Annotated in this window: 15 protein-coding genes; 11 read left to right on the forward strand and 4 right to left on the reverse strand. The window is 61.4% G+C overall.

Annotation, left to right across the window (positions count from 1 at the left end):
- Positions 1 to 71: 71 nt before the first annotated feature.
- The 3 genes from JJB74_RS11995 (at position 72) to JJB74_RS12005 (ending at position 4210) form a co-directional block, all read left to right on the forward strand.
- Positions 72 to 503: a hypothetical protein gene (locus JJB74_RS11995; RefSeq protein WP_200592102.1), complete on the forward strand. Its 432-nt coding sequence runs from the start codon at positions 72 to 74 to the stop codon at positions 501 to 503.
- A 68-nt stretch (positions 504 to 571) separates the two neighbouring features.
- Positions 572 to 2302, forward strand: a complete 1731-nt coding sequence (locus JJB74_RS12000) for a methyl-accepting chemotaxis protein (RefSeq protein WP_200592103.1) — start codon at positions 572 to 574, stop codon at positions 2300 to 2302.
- A gap of 168 nt (positions 2303 to 2470) precedes the next feature.
- Positions 2471 to 4210 carry a tannase/feruloyl esterase family alpha/beta hydrolase gene (locus tag JJB74_RS12005; protein ID WP_234484126.1) on the forward strand — a complete coding sequence of 580 codons (1740 nt, stop codon included), beginning with the start codon at positions 2471 to 2473 and terminating at the stop codon, positions 4208 to 4210.
- Positions 4211 to 4377: 167 nt separating this feature from the next.
- Here JJB74_RS12005 and JJB74_RS12010 read toward each other — a convergent pair whose 3' ends face one another.
- The gene (locus JJB74_RS12010; protein ID WP_200592105.1) at positions 4378 to 5478 is read right to left on the reverse strand and encodes a DUF2272 domain-containing protein; all 1101 of its coding nucleotides are present in this window, start codon (positions 5476 to 5478) and stop codon (positions 4378 to 4380) included.
- Positions 5479 to 5716: 238 nt separating this feature from the next.
- On the opposite strand from JJB74_RS12010, the gene JJB74_RS12015 reads away from it, so the two are divergent.
- From JJB74_RS12015 to JJB74_RS12030, 4 genes are all read left to right on the forward strand, one after another.
- Positions 5717 to 6016, forward strand: a complete 300-nt coding sequence (locus JJB74_RS12015) for a hypothetical protein (protein ID WP_200592106.1) — start codon at positions 5717 to 5719, stop codon at positions 6014 to 6016.
- A 292-nt stretch (positions 6017 to 6308) separates the two neighbouring features.
- Positions 6309 to 7778, forward strand: coding sequence for a glucose-6-phosphate dehydrogenase (gene zwf / locus JJB74_RS12020; RefSeq protein ID WP_200592107.1), 1470 nt, complete (start codon positions 6309 to 6311; stop codon positions 7776 to 7778).
- Positions 7779 to 9019: 1241 nt separating this feature from the next.
- Positions 9020 to 9250 (forward strand): hypothetical protein, encoded by a 231-nt coding sequence (locus tag JJB74_RS12025; protein WP_200592108.1) that lies wholly within the window; start codon positions 9020 to 9022, stop codon positions 9248 to 9250.
- 66 nt (positions 9251 to 9316) lie between these two features.
- Complete coding sequence (locus JJB74_RS12030; protein WP_200592109.1) at positions 9317 to 10861, forward strand: methyl-accepting chemotaxis protein; 1545 nt, start codon at positions 9317 to 9319, stop codon at positions 10859 to 10861.
- A gap of 119 nt (positions 10862 to 10980) precedes the next feature.
- Here the strand turns inward: JJB74_RS12030 and JJB74_RS12035 are convergent, their stop codons facing one another.
- The 3 genes from JJB74_RS12035 to JJB74_RS12045 all read right to left on the reverse strand — a co-directional run bounded on the left by JJB74_RS12035 (position 10981) and on the right by JJB74_RS12045 (position 14256).
- Positions 10981 to 12285, reverse strand: a complete 1305-nt coding sequence (locus tag JJB74_RS12035; RefSeq protein WP_200592110.1) for an MFS transporter — start codon at positions 12283 to 12285, stop codon at positions 10981 to 10983.
- Between the two features lie 95 nt (positions 12286 to 12380).
- Positions 12381 to 13250, reverse strand: a complete 870-nt coding sequence (locus tag JJB74_RS12040; RefSeq protein WP_200592111.1) for a class II aldolase/adducin family protein — start codon at positions 13248 to 13250, stop codon at positions 12381 to 12383.
- Between the two features lie 100 nt (positions 13251 to 13350).
- The gene (locus JJB74_RS12045) at positions 13351 to 14256 is read right to left on the reverse strand and encodes a LysR family transcriptional regulator (protein WP_200592112.1); all 906 of its coding nucleotides are present in this window, start codon (positions 14254 to 14256) and stop codon (positions 13351 to 13353) included.
- A gap of 412 nt (positions 14257 to 14668) precedes the next feature.
- Between JJB74_RS12045 and JJB74_RS12050 the strand changes: the two genes are divergently transcribed.
- The 4 genes from JJB74_RS12050 (at position 14669) to JJB74_RS12065 (ending at position 19918) form a co-directional block, all read left to right on the forward strand.
- Positions 14669 to 15880, forward strand: coding sequence for an ABC transporter substrate-binding protein (locus JJB74_RS12050; protein WP_200592113.1), 1212 nt, complete (start codon positions 14669 to 14671; stop codon positions 15878 to 15880).
- A 179-nt stretch (positions 15881 to 16059) separates the two neighbouring features.
- A complete protein-coding gene (locus JJB74_RS12055) occupies positions 16060 to 16329 on the forward strand; it encodes a hypothetical protein (protein WP_200592114.1) in 270 nt (89 codons plus the stop codon).
- Between the two features lie 371 nt (positions 16330 to 16700).
- A complete protein-coding gene (locus JJB74_RS12060; protein ID WP_200592115.1) occupies positions 16701 to 17753 on the forward strand; it encodes a glycosyltransferase family 4 protein in 1053 nt (350 codons plus the stop codon).
- A complete protein-coding gene (locus JJB74_RS12065; RefSeq protein ID WP_200592116.1) occupies positions 17750 to 19918 on the forward strand; it encodes an amylo-alpha-1,6-glucosidase in 2169 nt (722 codons plus the stop codon). The genes JJB74_RS12060 and JJB74_RS12065 overlap by 4 nt, the downstream gene beginning before the upstream one ends.
- Positions 19919 to 19938 lie beyond the last annotated feature (20 nt).

The following is a 19938-nucleotide window of genomic DNA, read 5'->3' on the forward strand; positions in this document are numbered from 1 at the left end:
AAACCTTCCACGCGCAAGAGGAAAAACGTTGCGACGGTAGGTCGGATTCAGGGAATGGGATTGCAATTCCATTGCTGAATTCAAAAAGCGCTGCCCGCTTTTATGCATCGGATTTCCGTCCGGCCGCGTTGCGCCGCTCAGGCCCGCGCGCATTCATTATCGAATGCGATTCGTGTTTTTCAAAACGGCAATTTGAAGGCACGCTAGGACATCAGAAGAACGCCGACGTGATTTCTTACTTTTCCGGCTTGCCGTATTTTTTAGCGTTTAACCTGGACGGAAAATTGCACCAGAAGCCGCCGTCATGGACAGCCGTCAGCCGAAACGAATGCTTGAATCCATTCATCGCTCCGACTTCACCTGCACAGTGCGAACGCAGCAACTTGGGGAGCCGTTGCGCCGGGCTTCTGACGCGCACTGGCAATAATCCGGCTTCCATACCGGATATCGACCACATCTTGCCTGAAAGATATTTCCTAAAATCAGCATTAATGCGAAGATAGGGCGCGTTAAATTTCCTGACAGAAATTAACGGTCACAAAACTATTTTAAAGCTCTGTCCATTCGCGCCATGAAACTAACCTTCCGCAAGAAACTTTTCCTACCGCTCTTTATCAGCTGGCTTTGTCTGCTCGGCATCAGCAGCTTCAACGTCATGGACAGCAAGGCCAGGCGCTTCGAGGAAAGGCAACTGGCGCTGAAGTTTGCAACCGACGCCGGCATGTCGACGGTAAAGCGCTATGCCAGTCTGGCCGACTCCGGCAAGATGCCGCTCGACGAGGCAAAGAAGCGCGCGCTCGATGAACTGCGCGCAATGCGCTATGGCAAGGACGGCTATTACACGATCATCGATTCCACGCCGCGTGTGGTGATGCATCCGATCAAGCCGGAAATGGATGGCAAGGACATGTCCGATTTCAAGGACAAGGCCGGCACGCCGCTGTACATGAACGTCGCGAAGATTGCGAAGACCACCGGCGAAGGCTGGGTCGACTATGTCTGGCCCAAGCCGGGCGATGCGGACCAGAACCGCGTCTACCCGAAAGGCGCTTATGTGGCGACCTTCAAGCCCTGGGACTGGAGCTTCATTTCCGGCCTCTACATTGATGACCTCACCGATGCCTTCGTGCGCGACCTGTGGCAAGCGGCATTGCTGCTGGCGGTAGTCGGCGTGGCGCTGACCGCGGTGATGCTCGCGGTGATCCGCAGCCTCGGCAAATCGCTGGGCGGCGACCCGGAAGATGCCGCCACGGTTGCGCGCAGCATCAGCGCGGGCGACCTCGGCGTGGCGGTGCCCACCGCCGCCGGCGACGAAGCCAGCCTGATGGCTGCGATGAAATCCATGCGCGACAACCTGTCATCCATCGTCGGCGAAGTGCGTACCGGCGCCGATGCAATCGCCAGCGCCGCGCGCCAGATCGCGGCCGGCAATACCGACCTCTCTGACCGTACCGAACGCCAGGCCGGCTCCCTGGAGGAAACCGCATCGTCGATGGAAGAGCTTGCCGCCACCGTGAAGCAGAATGCGGACAATGCGCGCCAGGCGAATGGGCTCGCGCTGTCCGCGTCCGAGATCGCCATTCGCGGCGGCGAAGTGGTCGGCGAAGTGATCACCACCATGGCCTCGATCAACGAATCCTCGAAACGCATCGTCGACATCATCTCGGTCATCGACGGCATCGCCTTCCAGACCAACATCCTGGCGCTGAACGCCGCGGTCGAAGCGGCCCGGGCCGGTGAACAGGGACGCGGCTTCGCGGTGGTGGCTACCGAGGTCAGGAGCCTGGCACAGCGTTCGGCTTCGGCGGCCAAGGAGATCAAGGCTCTGATCGGCGACTCGGTAGAGAAGGTCGACGCCGGCGGCAAGCTGGTCGACCAGGCCGGCGCGACGATGCAGGAAATCGTTTCCAGCGTGCGCCGCGTGGCCGATATCATCGGCGAGATCAGCGCGGCAACCGGCGAGCAGACCGCCGGCATCGATGAAATCAACGGCGCCATCGGCGCGATGGACCAAGTCACGCAGCAGAATGCGGCCCTGGTGGAAGAAGCGGCTGCCGCATCGCAGGCAATGCAGCATCAGGCCGAGCGGCTGGTGCAAGTGGTGAATGCCTTCCGTAGTGGTGAGACCGTGGTGACGGCCGCGGTCGCGGCGCCGATGACGATGCCGGCGCTCGGACGGTCCGCGATGACGCGCACGAGTGCAAACCTGCCTGCCAGCCGGACGCAACATGCTGCGCTCGCCGCGCGCAAGCTGCCGGCCGCCAGCGCCGGCGCTACCGGTGCGGACTGGGAAGAATTCTGATCGGCGCGGCGCCGCAAGTCTGAACGCACGACGGGGTTTGGACGGCTCCGTCCCGGTGCGTTAAATCAATCCTGCTCTCCGGGAAGCTTCCATAATCGAAATGCTGCTGCGCTGGCGAACGCATCGCCATGCACGGCAGCATCCAGTATGGAAACGGAGACAGGAGACATGAAAAAAATCGCGATTCATCAACCGAGGCTGCTGCCGCTCGCTGCGGCAGCGCTCGCCAGTTTCGGCCTGGCCGCATGCGGCGGCGGCGACGATAACAATACCCCGGCCCAGCCGGCGCAACTGGCCATGAGCTGCGCACAGCTCAATGGCATGAACATCCCCGCTTCCTCCATCGGCCTGGCCACCACCGGCGCCACGGTGACCAGCACGCAGGTCGTGGCCGCCGCGGGCAGCGGCGCGACTGCCGTCGGCGAATACTGCAAGGTGCTGGGAGATATCAACCCGGTGGATGCGAGCGCGCCGAAGATCAAGTTCCAGCTCAATCTGCCCACTGACTGGAACAGCAAGGCGATGATGTTCGGCGGCGGCGGCTACAACGGCACGATCGCCACCGGCGCCGGCAACGTTCCTGCCGGACCGGCGGACAAGCAAATCCCTCTCGGCCGCGGCTATGCCACCTTCGGCAGCGATTCCGGCCACCAGGCCAATGCGAATGGCAGCCGTGACGGCACCTTCGGCGCCAATGATGAAGCGCTGCGCAATTTCTCCGGCGACGCGATCAAGAAGACCCGCGACGTGGCCATGGCCATCATCAAGGCGCGCTACGCCGCCACGCCGAAGAAAACCTATTTCGCCGGCGGCTCCACCGGCGGGCGCGAAGCGATCCTGGCGGTGCAGAACTGGCCGCAGGACTTCGATGGCGCCATCGTGCTGTATCCCGCGTGGAATGCGGCTGCGCTGGACTTGCAGTTCGGCCGCATCACGCGGCAGCTGGCGCAGCCCAACGCTTATCCGAGCCGCGCCAAGCGCAAGCTGCTGTACGACGCCGCGATGGCTGCCTGCGACACGCTCGATGGCGTGCAGGATGGCCTGATCAGCAACCAGGCCGCATGCAACGCGGCTTTCAATCCCGCGACCGCCACGCTCAACGGCGCGCCGCTGCGCTGCCCAAATGGCGTCGACGTCGGCGACAGCTGCCTGTCCGATGCGCAGATCGCCTCGTTCAACGTCATCAACAGCACGCTGACGCTGCCGTATGCGCTTGCCAGCGGGGAAACCACGTATCCCGGCTTCAACACCTGGGGCACCGACTTCGGCGTTCCCGGCACAAGCCCCTTGCAGCCGACCGTGCTGACGCTGTCCATGGGCACCGAGCAACCGGCCAACCCGATGCCGCCGGTGACGAGCACCACGATGCCGCCGTATGGCAGCACCTTCTGGGACCAGTGGGTGAAGTACTTCGTCACGCGCGATGCGAACTACAACTCGCTGTCGCTCGATCCGCAGGCGCCCGGACCATGGCAGAGCCGCATCGTGGCCCTGACTGGCATCCAGGACGCCAACAAGACCGATCTGTCTCCCTTCGTCGCGCGAGGCGGCAAGATCCTGATGGCGCATGGCATCCATGATGCGCTGGTCAGCACCCGCGCCACCGAGCAGTACTGGACCCGTCTGCGCAATGCGATGGGCGCCAACACGGTCACGTCCTTCCTGCGCTATTACGAGATACCGGGTTACGGCCATTCCACCAGCAGCGTCTTCAATGCCAGCTGGGATTCGGTGACGGCGCTGGAGAACTGGGTGGAAAAGGGCGTCGCGCCGACGAACCAGATCGTCGCCGATACCGCCGGCGTACCGGGCAGGACGCGGCCGCTGTGTGAATACCCGGCCTGGCCGAAGTATTCCGGCACCGGCGATATCAATAGCGCGAACAGCTATACCTGCGCGACGCAGTAAGCGCAGCGGCGCCGGCCCGGAAGCCTGACGTGAGCTTCCGGCGTCTGAGGTTCATCGTCGGGATGCGGGCCAGATCCTCGGCAAGCTCCTGACGATGAGCGAATGGCAGATCGGCGACCAGACACATCATCAGGCGCTGTAGACCGAGGCAGGCGCTGACCCTCAGCCTACCGTGCGTGCCGCGCGATGCCGCGGTCCGACGCTTCAGTGGTGTCGTCAGTCTCATGGCCCGGCTTCGCCGTGTCGGATTTCGGGTCGGGCCTAAGGTCCGGACGCAGCTTCAGCAGCACGCTCCAGTACTGCATGTTCAGATTGGCGGCTTCACAGCTCGGATCGCGCGCGCATTCACGAATGCGCGAGCTTGAACTCCGGTCCGGATCGTAGCTGCGCGACAGCAGCATCGCACTGTTGAGCTTGAGCTTGCGCCGCGCTACCGACTGCAGCACGTTGCCGCCCACGGTTTCCATCTTGCGGGCATCCGCGTCAACAAGGGTGACGACTTCACAATGCGCCGGCGCCGCAATACCGCGCAATGCCACGGCATCGCGCCATTCTGCGTAGCGCTTCAGCGGCGCGGTGCCGCGCGAATAGCACAGCAGGTCGCCAACGGCTGGCCGCGCGCTTTCGGGATCGCAAGCGACCCAGGCGTAGTCCAGCGACGGTGCAAACGCGCGCTGCACATATTTCCAGTGCGCGGCGGAATACCTGAACTGAGCGGCGCTCAGGCCGGCGCGGTCCATCACAAAGGAAATGAATGCGGCCGACCATGGCGTATCGTTCATTGCTGCGCGCACCGCTGCCTGGCGCAAAGGCTCTGCGATGTCCGCTTCGAGGTCTTCGGTTTGACGCAGCAGTTCGCCAAGCCGATAGGTCGTTGCCGCGCCGGCGTCGGCTGGCGCATCGAGCAGGCCGGGCGCGACCATGAGCATGCGGTCCTCATCCGCGCCGGGAACATGCTGCGCCAGCGTGCGCCAGTATTCCCAGACGCGTCGCCAGGCATAGCGGCCGGGTCGACTCGCGTCGCGCCGGCCGGTGCCGGGATCGAGCAGCACCGAGAACTCGGATTCAGTGGCGCCGAATTTCCACAAGCGTCCTTCGGCGTCGATGCGGTGGCCATCGAATTCCGCATATTCGCGCAGGGCAATCGCGGCGATGCTGGTGCCCAGCGGAGAGGGCGCAGTGGCGCGACACGCCGCGGTTGACGCATGAGCAGCGACGTGGCTGGCAAGCAGAAGCAGAGCGAGGGAACGTATCGGTTTCAGCGGCATCGTTTTATCGGTGGGGCAGGGCGCGTCATTATGCGTCGAATACCTCGACGGCCGGCACAAGGTCTTATGCGGGGCGTGCCGTGTCGGAAAAACTCCGTGCCGGGACAGGAACAGTCATGTATGGCGATTTGGCTTGCTCAGTGTCAAAGCCGACATCTGCCTGCGTGCGGACCGGGTTGCCGCACCGGCAATCGCATGATACTGTATGCGCATACAGTACTCGCATATGGCCAGCATCATGTCCCGACTTACCATGCAAACCGTCGCCTCCTTGCCGCAGGATTTTCCGCGCGCCGACCTGGTGCGCGAAGTCCTCTCGAACTATGAGATGTGCAGCGAACTCGTCGCGCAGATCGTCGCCGAGGTGCGCAAGGAACAGTTGCGCAGCCCGCTGATTTCCACACCGGAGATTGTCGAGATGCGGCTCGATCTGGCCCGGCGCTTTGGCTGGGGCTGTTTTCCCGGCGAGCTGGAATGGATCTTCCGCAATGTCGTGCGCGAACTGGGCTGCGATATGCCGAGCTCGCTGGTGCCATAGATGGACCGGCTCCCTCATCACGCGGGCAAGGCAGGCTCATGATGCTGCTGCTCTTTTCTGCGGGCGTCGCATTTGTCCTCATCGCCATCGGACATCGTCTTCGCAAAGGCACGCGCTCGAACCGTCGCCGGGCCTGGAAGGAAAGCGAATACTCCTGAGGCCTTGCCGCAAGCATGCGCATGCTTGCGACTTGAGCCGTCGCGGATCGCGCTATCATCGCGGTTTTCCGATTTGCCGCCAGGCGTCCACGGCGGCAAAGCCATGCGATCCAGCCCGACCTTCCAGCCATCCCATGCAAACGAAAGCCAACCTGCCGGAGACGGCGCTTCCTCTCGACATGATCATCTTCGGCGGCGCGGGCGACCTCGCGGTGCGCAAGCTCCTGCCCGCGCTGTACATGGCGCATGCGCACGGCAATCTGCCGCGCTCGACGCGCATCATCGGCGTCGGCAGGCATGAGTTCAGCCGCGAAGCGTATGTCGATTTTGTCGCCCAGCAGTCGCGCCTGTTCATTCCGCCGCAGCACATGGAGCCCGAAGCCTGGTCGCGCTTTCTCGACCTGCTCGACTATGTGGCGATGGACGCCACCGACGCCGCCGGTTACCAGCATCTTGCCGCCCGGTCGCGCGCCGGCGTGGAGCGGGTGTTTTACCTTGCCACGTCGCCGGCGCTGTTCATGGGCATCTGCGACCGGCTGGCCGCATGCGGCATGGTCGATGAAGCCAGCCGCGTCGTGCTCGAAAAGCCGCTGGGCCACGACCTGGAATCGGCACGCGAGATCAATCTCGCCGTGGGCAGGCATTTCAGCGAATCGCAGATCTATCGCATCGACCACTACCTCGGCAAGGAAACCGTGCAGAACCTGATGGTGCTGCGCTTCGGCAACGGCATACTCGAGCCGCTGTGGCGCGCGCCGAGCATCGAAAGCGTACAGATCACGGTGGCCGAAACCGTAGGCGTCGGCAGTCGCGCCGGTTTCTATGACGGCACCGGCGCGCTCAGGGACATGGTGCAGAACCACTTGCTGCAGCTACTGTGCATCATCGCGATGGAGCCGCCGGTCTCGCTCGATCCGGACGCGGTGCGCGATGAGAAGCTCAAGGTGCTGCGCTCGCTGCGGCGCATGAGCCTGGGCGATATCGCACGGGACACGGTACGCGGGCAATACACCGTGGGAGCCGTTAATGGCGAGGCGGTAAAGGGATATCTGGATGAGCCGGGCATACCGGCGGACAGCGCGACCGAGACCTTCGTCGCCTTGCGCACCCACGTCGATACCTGGCGCTGGGCGAACGTGCCATTCTTCCTGCGCACCGGCAAGCGCATGCAGAAGCAGCTGTCGCAGATCGTCATCGACTTTGCCAATCCGCCATTCTCGATCTTCCCTGATGCGCCGCGCACGCGGGCCAACCGGCTCGTGATCCAGCTGCAGCCTGAAGAATCGATACAGCTGCAGATCATGGCCAAGCAGCCGGGCAGCGGAATGAGCATGCTGCCGGTCGATCTGAAGCTTGATCTGCAGTCCGCGTTCGCGCAACGCCGCGCGGAAGCCTATGAGCGTCTGCTGATCGACGTGGTGCGCGGCAGACTGACGCACTTCATGCGCCGCGACGAACTGGAAGCGGCATGGTCCTGGGCCGATCCGATACTGGAAGGCTGGCGCGAGCTTGAAGAAAAGCCGCTGCGCTATACCGCGGGCAGTTGGGGGCCGGATGCCTCTTCGGGTCTGCTCGCGCGACAGGGCATGGCCTGGCACGAATGAGCGCGGCGCGCTGAACAGCGCGCATGCGGGCCGCTGCGGAGTGAGCCCGATTCGCTTTCCTGGCAAGCGCAAGTTGCAATGCAGCTTGGCATTGCTCTGGCTCGTACCCGACTTCCGAGTCGCCGAACTCGGTCGCCGCGCTACCTGAACAATCTGGATGATTTCGGGAGCACGCGGTAACCGGGGCATGCAAGCTGCGCTGGGATTCCTGCCCTCCGGCTCATGCAGCGATCCCGCCGATAAGAAAGAGCGCTCCGCAATCCGCAGCAAGCAACTTCCCCCTTACGCATTCCCGCGAGGGCAAAACGCGTATTTTCAATATCGATACACATTACATAGCAATACAATCCGTACTAACAGCAAGAACGTTTTGTCTTATGCTGCTTTGAAGGACTTGTTTCACTATGGCTTCACACAGATGAGGCACGCCAAGTTGTGGGGCGCCTTGGCCGCGGTGGAGAAACTGCTACTGCAGTTAGTACGAATATATCTCGTCAAAGTTTAGAACGAACAGACAGGCTTAACGCTGCATTGCCATCAGCTTTGAAATGGAAAGGAAGAACCATGCGTTGGCGATTGAATACGGTTCGCACACTGCAAGAACGTGCGCATCGGGCCCAAAGGCTTGACCAAAGCAATCATCAGCGATGATGCCGGCGACCAATCGGTGGGATCTAAGCACAGCGGGGGCCGACCGGGGTAGGGATGTGTCGTGTCTCGGAGTCGGCATACGCGCCTGACCGGATGCGAGATCCGCCCTCGTATGAGACGGCAGGGGCCAAGGGTTCCACGGCCAGTTACCGCATGTCCGGCGGACACGCCCGCTGCCCTCTGGCGCAGCTCGGACATCTCCATGTATCTCGCTAAGCACGTCCGGCACGGTGGATACCATGTCCTGGCTCAAGAAGATTTGGTGCTCCGCTTCTGCCTCTGCGGGGATTGCGAAATCAGCCTTCCGGATTCAATGCTGCGTGGTACACGCCAAACATGGCGGCCACGACACGGACCGCCAAGACCAGTTCTCTGCATCCGAACCGGCATCGACGAAACCAAACGCACAGACTCCCCCGCAAAAGCAACTCAACGGCTTAACTTGCCGAGTAGGTGGACTACGCAATACAACACAATTGATGATATTGCCGACAACTGTTGACGCGAGGCAACTGTTGCTCGAAAATTCATTCGTTTCGTTGCTTTGACCGCAGCATTTTCATAAACAGCGCCTCGATATGGGTTAAGCCATGTTCCTGAAAGGCATCAGAATCAGCGTGGCCAGCAGTCTTGCCTATGCGCTTGGACTGTCGAAGATGCTGATACGGGGAACGACGGGTCCGAACTGCACGCAGCAGCTTGTAGGCCAGCACGCGGACGTTTCATCGCGGGAGGCGCAGCAGCAGGTAATGAGCGGCAAAGTCAAGCTCCCGAATCGAGACAGGCAATCAGATTCTGCAAAGGCATTCAACTTGTCCTGACTCAGGGCGGCGGGACAACACGACGACAACCATCTGCCCTCCTCGTAGCTCCAAGAAACCTCGAAAATGAATCCAATTGCTCGTCGCATGCAGGCGCACTATATGTTGGCCGACCGTTTGATGCTCGGAATATTGTCGGCTCTGCTTCTCATCTCTTTTTGCATATCCGGCATGCATGACACCCTCATTTGGTCGTGCATCGTCGGTCTTCCCGCGCTTGCCGTACCGGCCGTGTTTTATGTGCTTCGTCCCGGTGAGCGCATCACACGCTGCGTGGTCGCCACTGCAATGATGGTCTTCTGCGCCCTGCAGATTCATCAGGCGGGAGGTCTCACCGAGGTGCACTTCGGCATTTTCGTAGCGCTGGCGTTTCTGCTCTTCTATCGGGACTGGACGGTCATTGTGACCGCGGCAGTGGTGGTCGCGGCACACCACCTGAGCTTCGATTTTCTTCAGGAGCGGGGCTATGGCGTGCTGTGCCTGACCAGGCCGAGTCTCGGCATGGTGTTGCTCCACGCAAGCTATGTGGTCGCTGAAGCAGCGGTGCTGATCTATTTGGCCGTGATTCTGCACAGGCAAGCGGTAGAGGAGGTGGAGCTCAACGCGCGCGTGGAGGGATTGAACAACGCAGGTGATGGACTGATTAACCTGGCCGAACAAGAGCATGGCCGCTCAAGCCAGGCCGGACGCAATTTCGATGTGATGCTGGGGATATTGAGCGAGTCGATCATGCGGATTCGCCAGGGAACGGAAGTGATCCATCAGGCCAGCCAGGAAATTGCAGCGGGCAACATGGACCTTTCTACACGCACTGAGTCGCAGGCCTCGTCGCTGCAGCAGACCACGTCTTCGATGGAAGAGCTGACCTCGACCGTGCGGCAAAACGCGGAAAACGCTGATCATGCCAATCAGCTTGCCTCGAACGCTTCGCAGGCGGCGATGGCAAGCGGCGCGGTGGTTGCGGACGTCATATCCACCATTGGAGAGATAGATGCGGCGTCGAAGAGGATCGCGGACATCATCACCACGGTCGACAGCATCGCTTTCCAGACCAACATCCTGGCCCTGAATGCCGCGGTCGAAGCAGCGCGAGCCGGCGAGCAGGGACGGGGCTTTGCCGTGGTTGCGACAGAAGTGCGCAACCTGGCGCAGCGCTCTGCGTCGGCGGCACAGGAGATCAAGACCCTGATCTCCGCCTCGGTTGAGAAAGTGCAGGCTGGCACCGTCCTTGCTGCGCAAGCGGGCAATGCGATGGAGGATGTGGTCAGCAGGGTACAAAGCGTCACCGCCGTGATCAACGAAATCACCGCGGCAAGCCGTGAACAGCGCAATGGCATCGAGCAGGTGAACCGGGCCGTGATGCAACTCGATACCGTGACACAGCAGAACGCGGCGCTGGTGGAACAGGCGGCCGCCGCAGCGGCGTCCTTGCAAGACCAGGCAGGCAACCTGGAACAGGCAGTCAGCGTATTTCGTATGGGGCAGGAGCATCACACGAGCGCAGTGCCTGCGTCACGTGTCCCGCTCCAGCTGAACCGGGACAATGGAAATACCATTCCCCTTGCCATGAATCGTCAGACGAAGGCGCTGTCGAAGTCGCCTGCTTGCTGATTTGCCTTTGTACAGTGCGAGCGCACTTGCTACTTCGCCGGATGCTCGCGCGATGAAGCGGGCATGCAGGGAAAACGGTCCCCGCTGACGCCCGCTCCATCGTTCCGCCGAGGCCGAACTCAGCGGTTCACGACGCGTTTCGGCATGGTCAGCACGATCGCCGCTGCAGCAATCAGCGAGATTGCCACGCAGTACAGGCCCATGTCCGTGCTATGCGTCACATCCTTGATCCAGCCAACCAGGTAGGGGCTGACGAAACCGGCCAGATTGCCGACCGAGTTGATGAGCGCGATACCGGTGGCCGCAGCAGCGCCGCCCAGGAAAGCCGGAGGAATCGACCAGAACTGGCACAGCGCCCCCAGGATGCCGATCGTCGCAAACGTCAGCGACACAACCGCAAGCGTCACGTCATGCGGCACCAGCGTGCTTGCCACCAGGCCGGCTGCGCCAAGAATGGCCGGTATCGCGACGTGCCAGCGGCGCTCCTTGCTCTTGTCCGAGCTGCGTCCCAGCATCACCATCGCGACTGCGGCGGCGCCATACGGGATCATCGTCAACAGGCCGACATCGAAAGCATCTGTCACGCCGGAAGCCTTGATCAGGGTCGGCAGCCAGAATCCGATGCCGTACAAGCCCATGATGATGCCGAAGTAGCAGGCGCACAGCACCCATACTCGGCTATTGGTGAAGGCGCCGCTGGCGCTGTGGACCTCGATATGCCCGGACTCGCTGGTCAGGCCCTTCTCCAACACCACCTTCTCTTCCTCGTTCAGCCACTTGGCCGAGCGTATGCCGTCGTCCAGGTACAGCAGCACCACGATACCGCCGATGATGGACGGAATCGCTTCGATCAGAAACAGCCACTGCCATCCTGGCATGCCGCTCACGCCGTTGAACTGATTCAGGATCCAGCCGGAAAGCGGGCCGCCGACGACACCGGCGATGGGGATGCCGGTCATGAACATCGCGGTGATCTTGGCGCGGCGTGAAGACGGGAACCAGTAGGTCAGATAGAGGATGATGCCGGGGAAAAAGCCGGCCTCGGCCACACCCAGGAAGAAGCGCAGGATGTAGAAGGTCGTTGGCGTCTTCACGAAAATCATTGCGCCGGAGAGCAGGCCCCAGCTGAGCATGATGCGCGCGATCCACTTGCGTGCGCCGAAGCGATGCAGCGCGATATTGCTCGGTACTTCGAAGATGAAATAGCCGATGAAGAAGATACCGGCGCCGAGGCCGTAGATGGTCTCGCTGAATTTCAGGTCCGCCAGCATCTGCAGCTTGGCGAATCCAACGTTCACCCGGTCAAGGTAGGCGAACACATAGCAAAGGAATAGGAAGGGGACCAGACGCCACGTCACCTTGGCATAGGTGCTGTCCACGGTATTGGACTGCGCGGCGACATCGCCATAGGCGGTCTTTAACATTGTTATCTCCTGTGTGTTGCCGGCGCGCTCATCGTCGCGCCGATCATGCTTATATGGGCGGCCCTTGCTGCCGGCCGCCTCTCTTCCCTGGCAGCTCAGTCGAACATATCCGGGCTGGTTTGGACGAGCTGCTCGTAAATCGGCTGGAAGTGCAGCCAGCCGATGTACTCGCTGCCCACGTGTTCACGGCTGTAGCGCGAGCTGTGCTCCGGAACCATGATCGGTTTGATGCCGGTGGCTTCCACCAGCAATTGCTGCTGGCAGCAGCGCTCGAGCGCGATGAACCAGAATGCCGCGGCTTCGATGCTGTGACGGCTCACGGTCAAGAGACCGTGATTCTGGTGTATCGCTGCCTTGACGTTTTTGAAGTAATCGGCGACCGACATGCCTGCCTTTTCTTCGACGGCCACGGCGCCGGCCTCATCACCGATGACGACATGGTCCTCAAAGAACGCGGCGGCGTCCTGGGTGATCGGATCGAGCGGACGGCCGAGCGCCGCGAACGCAGTGCCATACACCGTATGCGCATGGCACATCGCGACGATGTCAGGGTTGGCTTCATGCACCGCGGCATGCAGCACGAATCCGGCGCGGTTCAGCGCGTGGGTCCCTTCCACGACCTTGCCCTTGTGGTCAGCCAGGATCAGGTTCGACACCTTGACCTGCGCGAAATGCACGGCCATCGGGTTGGTCCAGTACAGATCGGGGAACTCCGGATCGCGCACAGTGAGATGGCCGGCAAAACCGTAGTCGAGGTTGTGCAAGGCAAAGGCGCGGCACGCGGCGACGAGGCGCTCCTTGCGATGCTGGCGTTCCTGCGCGAAGGTCGAGAAGTCCGGCAGTTCGGGGAATTTCAGGCCGTCCTGCTTGGGGCGATAGATCGAGTTATTGGAAGGATGGGAAATCGTACGGCGCAGTTCTGTCTGTTGCGCGCTGGTATTGACTTGCGTAGTGCCGGTGCTCATGCCTGTCTCCTGTGTCGGGTTGCCAAAGAATGGCCGCAACGATAAGACAGCATGCGCCGGCGATCCAGACGCGCCGGGCAATAAGATTTATTTCACCGGCTTATAAATGCCACGGCGGCTCGCGAAACACCTCGACGAAGTAATCGATGAATGCGCGGATGCGCGGCACGACCTGGCGCTCCGGGAGATAAACCACATGGATGGCGGTATCGTCCTTGGCCTGATAGTCGCTCAAAAGCGGCACCAGATCGCCACGACGGATTGCCGGCACCGCGAGATGTTCGGCCAGGCGCATGATGCCCATGCCTGCCATGCACAGTTGAAAGAGAGTCGTGCCATCGGTGCTGCGGAAGTTGCCCTGCACGGTGAGCGTTTCGGCTTGGCCGTTGACCATGAACGGCCATTGGTTGAGATGCTCACGCGGTGCTTCCCACGTCAGGCAGGTGTGCCGGGACAGGCCGTGCGGCGTCACCGGCTGGCCATGCCTGGCAAGGTAATCGGGCGAAGCCACCACGACACGCTGCAGATCGCAGAGCTTGCGGCTGCGCAGCGAAGAGTCCTGCAGCCGCCCCATGCGTATCGCGACGTCGAAGTTGTCTTCGATGAGATTGACGTTCGAGTCCGACAGCGAAAAGTGCATGCAGATCTTCGGGTATTTCGCCATGAACCCCGGCAGCGCCGGCACCAGCTGATCCATGCCGAATGCGTGCGGTGCACTGATGCGCAGATTGCCGGAGGGCTCGCTTGCCCGCACTTGCGCTTCGGCTTCCTCGAGACTGTCGAGGATGCTGTTACAGGACAGCAGAAAGCGCTCGCCCTCGCTGGTCAATCGTTGCATGCGCGTCGATCGGTGCAGCAGCTGAACGCCAAGCCGTCGCTCGAGGCTGCTCATCATCTGGCTGACAAAGGGCTGGCTCACACCGAGCAGGTTCGCGGCGGCGGTAAAGCCGCCAGCCTCGACCACTGCCTTGAACACGCGCATCTCCAGCAAGCGCTCATCTCTCATCGCGCGATTTCCTCCTCGTGGAATCCAATGACCAGTCCGATGTGAAAGCGGATATTCTCAAACGCCTCTAGCGATTCATGCATCCTGTTACATTGCATCTCACTCATCTCTTGCCGGCCCGCCAGGGCTGTGACAAACACACGGGACCGTCAATATACAGGTCCGCTTCCCCGCAAGATTTCCGATCTGCACGAACGGCGCGCTCATAAGCCTTCTTTCTTCGTTGAGCTCATTGTGACTGCGACGCGAGATATGCCTGGGCACGGCGGCTCATGCGCCGCTTGTGACTGCGCAATGCCGAAGCAATCCCTTTTCAGGATTACATTCATACAAACTAGAATGGCCCTGCCGCCGATCCGGTGGCCGATCCGGTATCCCGGATGAATAACTAAAACGCGATCAGGAGACACAAATGACACGGCACAACAACGTACTTGCGGTACTGGCATCGACGCTGGCGCTCGGCCTCGCCGCTCCTGCCTCGGCGCAGATTTCAGGCGACTCGGTGAAGATAGGCTTCATCACCGACCTCTCGGGCTTGTATTCCGATACCGACGGCACCGGCGGCATCGAGGCGATCAAGATGGCGATCGCGGATTTCGGCGGCAACCTGGACGGGAAAAAAATCGAGCTGCTTACTGCCGATCACCAGAACAAGGCCGATATCGCGGCCGGCAAGGCGCGCGAATGGATAGACCGCGAAGGCGTGGACATGATCATCGGCGGCACCAATTCCGCGACCAGCCTGTCAATGGCAAAGGTCGCCGCCGAAAAGAAAAAACCTTTCATCTCGGTCGGTGCGGGTACGGCGCGATTGACCAATGAGGAATGCACGCCGTACACGGTCCACTATGCGTACGACACGGTTGCGCTCGCCAGGGGAACAGGCGGCGCAGTGGTGAAGCAGGGGGGCAAGACCTGGTTCTTCCTGACCGCCGATTATGCGTTCGGCACCTCGCTGGAAAACGATACTGCCGCAGTGGTGAAGGCTTCGGGTGGCAAGGTGCTCGGTTCGGTGCGGCATCCGCTGTCGGCTTCGGATTTCTCTTCCTTCCTGTTGCAGGCGCAGGCGTCGAAGGCGGAGATCCTGGGCCTGGCCGATGCCGGCGGCGACACGATCAATGCCATCAAGTCCGCCAACGAGTTCGGCATTACCAAGACCATGAAGCTGGCCGGCCTGCTGATGTTCATTACCGACGTGCATTCGCTCACCCCGGCGCTGGCCAAGGGCATGTACCTGACCGACAGCTGGTACTGGGACCGGGACGATGACAGCCGCGCCTTCGCCAAGCGCTTCTACGCAAAGGAACACAAGATGCCGTCCAGCCTGCAGGCAGCCGATTACTCTTCCGCGCTGCAATACCTGAAGGCAGTCAAGGCGGCCGGCACGGACGATGGCGACAAGGTGATGGCGCAGTTGCGGTCGATGAAGCTCAACGACATGTATGTCAAGAACGGAACGGTAAGGCCGGACGGCACGATGGTGCATGACATGTATCTCATGCAGGTCAAGGAACCCGGGCAAGTCAAGCAGGGCTGGGACCTGCTGAATATCGTGCAGACGATCCCGGGCGAGCAGGCCTGGACCACCAAGGCGGAGACCAAGTGCACGTTATGGAAATAATCTGGCGGCCCGCCTGAAGCCGCATGACGCGGTGTTCGCCGACTGTCGACTTTCATGATGGCTTTCCCTGGAAAGTCGACGTGAAAAGACAAGACAGGTGAACATCGCTTCAACGACTTGCGTACCTGCACATTTTCGATGACCAGGCACCTTGCCTGATTAAACCAAAGGAAGCTTCGATGAAGTCCATACTCGCCATCACTGTAGCGACACTGTTTTGCGCCGGCTCGGCGTTTGCCCAGGCACCTGCTGCCCCTGCGAAGCCCGCAGCGACAGTTGCAGCGCCTGCGATCCCGCCGCAGGGAAACACGGCAGCCGCGTCAGCAGCCGCAGCTTCTCCCGCCGCATCGATCTGCGCAACCAAGGCAGTTGACAAGAACGGACGCAAGCTGCACGGCGCCGCGAAAGCTTCGTTCATGAAAAAGTGCGAGGTCAATACGCTGAAGTAAGCGGCAGCGACTTGGAGGCGTTTGAAAACGGATTGAAGGCCTTCAATCCCGGTGCCTGATGGACGTATGGCGCAGGCGGCACTGCCGTGTGTTCCAGTGAGCGCCGGGCAAGAGCGCTGACCCGGATCGGGAGCACAAGCGCTATGTGCATGATCTGCGCGGGCCTGCCTCCCTGCCAGGGACATCTCACGCATCCGGGTTGGCGTTTTCCGCTGGCAACGCCTCTCTCGGCAGGAGCGGTGTCCGTGTCAAGTTCACCTGCCGCTGGATTGGTCCGCGTCAATGTGGCGTTTCAGCTCACGCACACAATGAAATTCCGTCAGTGCTGCGCGTGCGACGGGTAGCGATACACATGCGCAAGGATGGTATCGATGACGCGGATCGCACAGGTCGCGCCACTGTTCGAGAGCGTGCCGCCGAAGGCCTATGGCGGCACTGAAAGAGTGGTGTCCTACCTGACAGAAGAGCTGGTTCGACTCGGACATGAGGTAACGCTGTTCGCTTCCGCGGACTCGGTGACCGCGGCGCGCCTGCTCGCGCCTGTTGCGAGCAGCATCCGCCCGGTTCCCGGCAACCAGGAATGGCTTGCCTACCACGCGATACAGATGGATGAGGTGCGCCGGCATGCGCATGAGTTCGACATCATCCACTTTCATACCGATATGCTGCATTTCCCGACCGCGTTGCAGTTGGGCGTGCCGCATCTCACCACCCTGCATGGCCGGCTCGACCTGCCGCAGCTGACGCCGCTATTGCGCCATTTTTCGGGCTCGCCGCTGGTGTCCATTTCAGATGCCCAACGCCGTCCGCAGGCCGCCGCGAACTGGGCCGGCACCGTGCATCACGGCTTGCCGGCGGATCTATACCGGCTATCCGAGACAGCCAGCGAATATCTGTTGTTCATCGGCCGGGTTTCGCCGGAAAAGCGCGTCGACCGGGCTATTGATATCGCATGCCGCTGCGGCATGCCGCTGTACATAGGCGCGAAGGTCGATCCTGCCGATGCCGCCTACTTTGAACGCGAGATTGCGCCCCTGCTGCGGCTGCCCGGCGTGCACTTTCTCGGCGAGATCAGTCAGTCGCAGAAACGTGAATTGCTCGAGCATGCGAAGGCACTGCTTTTTCCCATCGATTGGCCAGAACCATTTGGCCTGGTCATGATCGAAGCGTTCGCGTGCGGCACGCCGGTGATTGCTTACGACCATGGATCGGTATCGGAAGTTGTCGAGCACGGCGCTACCGGCTTCATCGTTCATGACCAGGAAGAAGCGGTCGAGATGACGCGCCGTATCGGCATGCTCGATCGCCTTGCATGCCGCGCGGAATTCGAGCGACGCTTCACCGCGACGCGGATGGCAGAGGGCTATCTGCGGATCTACGAACAATTGCTGTCTTCGGGATCAGCCTCAAGGAGCACGCCATGATCCAAAAAGTCCGGCTTGGCGAGGAGTGGTACATCCTCGCAGCGGCATCTCCGGTGGACGAGCGCCGCCGCGTGCTGAAAGACAATGAAACCTTCGCCGTCTTCGACCGCTTCGGGGATGCCCAGTCCATCGGCCTGGGCGAGGAAGGCATCTATTACGGCGACACCTGCTTCCTGTCCCATCTCGAAATGCAGATCGGCGGCATGCGGCCGATGTTCCTGAACTCGACAGTCCGCGGCGACAACGGCCTGTTCGTCATCGAACTGATGAACCCGGACCTGCATCCCGGCACCGATGAAGCCATACCGAAAGGCGTGCTGCATCTGTTCCGTGCCAAGCTGCTGCGCAATAACGCTTCCTACGAGCACGTGCGCATCGTCAACTTCGGACTGGAACGCATACGCACCTCGCTGACCTTCCTGTTCGGCTCGGACTTCAAGGACATCTTCGAAGTGCGCGGTTTCAATCGCACCAGGCGCGGCGTCGATCTGCCGCCGCAGGTTAGCGTCGCCGAGGTCCTGCTCGGCTATCGGGGCCTGGATGAGATCGTGCGGCACACCCGCGTGGAATTCGATCCGGCGCCGCAGCGACTGGTGCAGGACCAGGCCGAGTTCCAACTGGACCTGGCGCCGAAGGAGGAAGCGCATTGCTACCTCACGATAGGCTACGAGGAAGGCCAGGCCAGCGCTGCGCCGCGGCCTGCATACTTCGAGGTCTACCGCCGTTGCGATGAAGAGATGCGCGCGCGGCAGCAGCAGCGCTGCCGGATATCGAGTTCCGACCCGCTGTTCAACAGCTGGGTCGACCGTTCCACTTCGGACCTGATCATGCTGAGCACCCGGCTGCGGGACGGCGAGTATCCGTATGCCGGCTTGCCCTGGTATTCCACCACCTTCGGCCGCGACGGCATCCTGACCGCATGGGAAATGCTATGGGTCGAGCCGCAGATGGCGCGCGGCGTGCTCGGCTTTCTGGCGGCGAACCAGGCAAGCGACATGGACCCGGCGCGCGATGCCGAGCCCGGCAAGATCCTGCATGAAGCACGCAATGGCGAGCTGGCGCGGCTGGGCGAGACGCCATTTCGTCGCTATTACGGCACCGTCGACGCCACGCCGCTGTTTGTCGGACTGGCCGGCGCCTATCACCAGCGCACCGGCGACCTCGAGTTCATCCGCTCGATCTGGACCAATATCCTCGATGCGCTCAGCTGGATCGATGAATACGGCGACCGCGACGGCGATGGCTTCGTCGAATATGCGCGCCATACCGAAAAGGGGCTGGCGCAGCAGGGTTGGAAAGATTCGCATGATTCGGTGTTTCATCACGATGGCCAGCTTGCCGAGGCGCCGATTGCGCTGTGTGAAGTGCAGGGCTATGTCTATGATGCGAAAGTCCAGGCGGCACGGCTGGCGAACCTGCTCGGCGACCATGAAATGGCGCGGCGGCTGGAAAGCGCCGCAGCCGAGTTGAAGCGCGAATTCAATCGTCGCTTCTGGTGTCCTGAAATTCGCATGTATGCGCTGGCGCTGGATGGCAGCAAGCGCCAGTGCGCAGTTGGGGCCTCGAATGCCGGGCATGCGCTGTGGAGCGGCATTGCCACCGAGGAGTATGCGTCGCAAGTGGCGCAATCCCTGGTGTCGGCAGACTTCTTCTGCGGCTGGGGCGTGCGCACGCTGCGCGCGGACGAGGTGCGTTACAACCCGATGGCGTATCACAACGGCTCGGTATGGCCGCATGACAATGCATTGATCGCGGCCGGCATGGCGCGTTACGGGATGACTGACAAGGCGCTGCAGATCTTCACCGGCATGCGCGAAGTGAGCCTGTACATGGATCAGCATCGCATGCCCGAGCTGTTCTGCGGTTTCGAGAAGCGGCCGGAAGAAGGGCCGACACTGTATCCCGTCGCCTGTTCGCCGCAAGCCTGGGCGGCAGCAAGCGTTTTCTATCTGTTGCAGGCATGCCTGGGTCTGTCCTTCGATGCGGCGCAGAACCGCGTATGTTTCCGCAACCCGCGCCTTCCCGACTTCCTCGACTCGCTGAGCTTCCGCGACCTTGCGGTCGGGAATGCGACCGTCGACCTGCAACTGCAGCGCTACCCGCACAACGTCGGCATCAATATCGTGCGCAAGGATGGCAATGTCAGCGTCGTGAATCTGGCCTGATGTCACGGTAAGCGCAAGAA

Source organism: Noviherbaspirillum pedocola (genome assembly GCF_016632335.1).
GTDB lineage: Bacteria > Pseudomonadota > Gammaproteobacteria > Burkholderiales > Burkholderiaceae_D > Noviherbaspirillum_A > Noviherbaspirillum_A pedocola.

What these genes read in the sequence shown, in the direction of transcription:
- JJB74_RS12000 (WP_200592103.1), top strand. Translation starts at nt 572, where the DNA reads ATGAAACTAACCTTCCGCAAGAAACTTTTCCTACCGCTCTTTATCAGC.
- JJB74_RS12005 (WP_234484126.1), top strand. Translation starts at nt 2,471, where the DNA reads ATGAAAAAAATCGCGATTCATCAACCGAGGCTGCTGCCGCTCGCTGCG.
- JJB74_RS12010 (WP_200592105.1), bottom strand. Translation starts at nt 5,478, where the DNA reads ATGCCGCTGAAACCGATACGTTCCCTCGCTCTGCTTCTGCTTGCCAGC.
- JJB74_RS12015 (WP_200592106.1), top strand. Translation starts at nt 5,717, where the DNA reads ATGTCCCGACTTACCATGCAAACCGTCGCCTCCTTGCCGCAGGATTTT.
- zwf (WP_200592107.1), top strand. Translation starts at nt 6,309, where the DNA reads ATGCAAACGAAAGCCAACCTGCCGGAGACGGCGCTTCCTCTCGACATG.
- JJB74_RS12025 (WP_200592108.1), top strand. Translation starts at nt 9,020, where the DNA reads ATGTTCCTGAAAGGCATCAGAATCAGCGTGGCCAGCAGTCTTGCCTAT.
- JJB74_RS12030 (WP_200592109.1), top strand. Translation starts at nt 9,317, where the DNA reads ATGAATCCAATTGCTCGTCGCATGCAGGCGCACTATATGTTGGCCGAC.
- JJB74_RS12035 (WP_200592110.1), bottom strand. Translation starts at nt 12,285, where the DNA reads ATGTTAAAGACCGCCTATGGCGATGTCGCCGCGCAGTCCAATACCGTG.
- JJB74_RS12040 (WP_200592111.1), bottom strand. Translation starts at nt 13,250, where the DNA reads ATGAGCACCGGCACTACGCAAGTCAATACCAGCGCGCAACAGACAGAA.
- JJB74_RS12045 (WP_200592112.1), bottom strand. Translation starts at nt 14,256, where the DNA reads ATGAGAGATGAGCGCTTGCTGGAGATGCGCGTGTTCAAGGCAGTGGTC.
- JJB74_RS12050 (WP_200592113.1), top strand. Translation starts at nt 14,669, where the DNA reads ATGACACGGCACAACAACGTACTTGCGGTACTGGCATCGACGCTGGCG.
- JJB74_RS12055 (WP_200592114.1), top strand. Translation starts at nt 16,060, where the DNA reads ATGAAGTCCATACTCGCCATCACTGTAGCGACACTGTTTTGCGCCGGC.
- JJB74_RS12060 (WP_200592115.1), top strand. Translation starts at nt 16,701, where the DNA reads ATGACGCGGATCGCACAGGTCGCGCCACTGTTCGAGAGCGTGCCGCCG.
- JJB74_RS12065 (WP_200592116.1), top strand. Translation starts at nt 17,750, where the DNA reads ATGATCCAAAAAGTCCGGCTTGGCGAGGAGTGGTACATCCTCGCAGCG.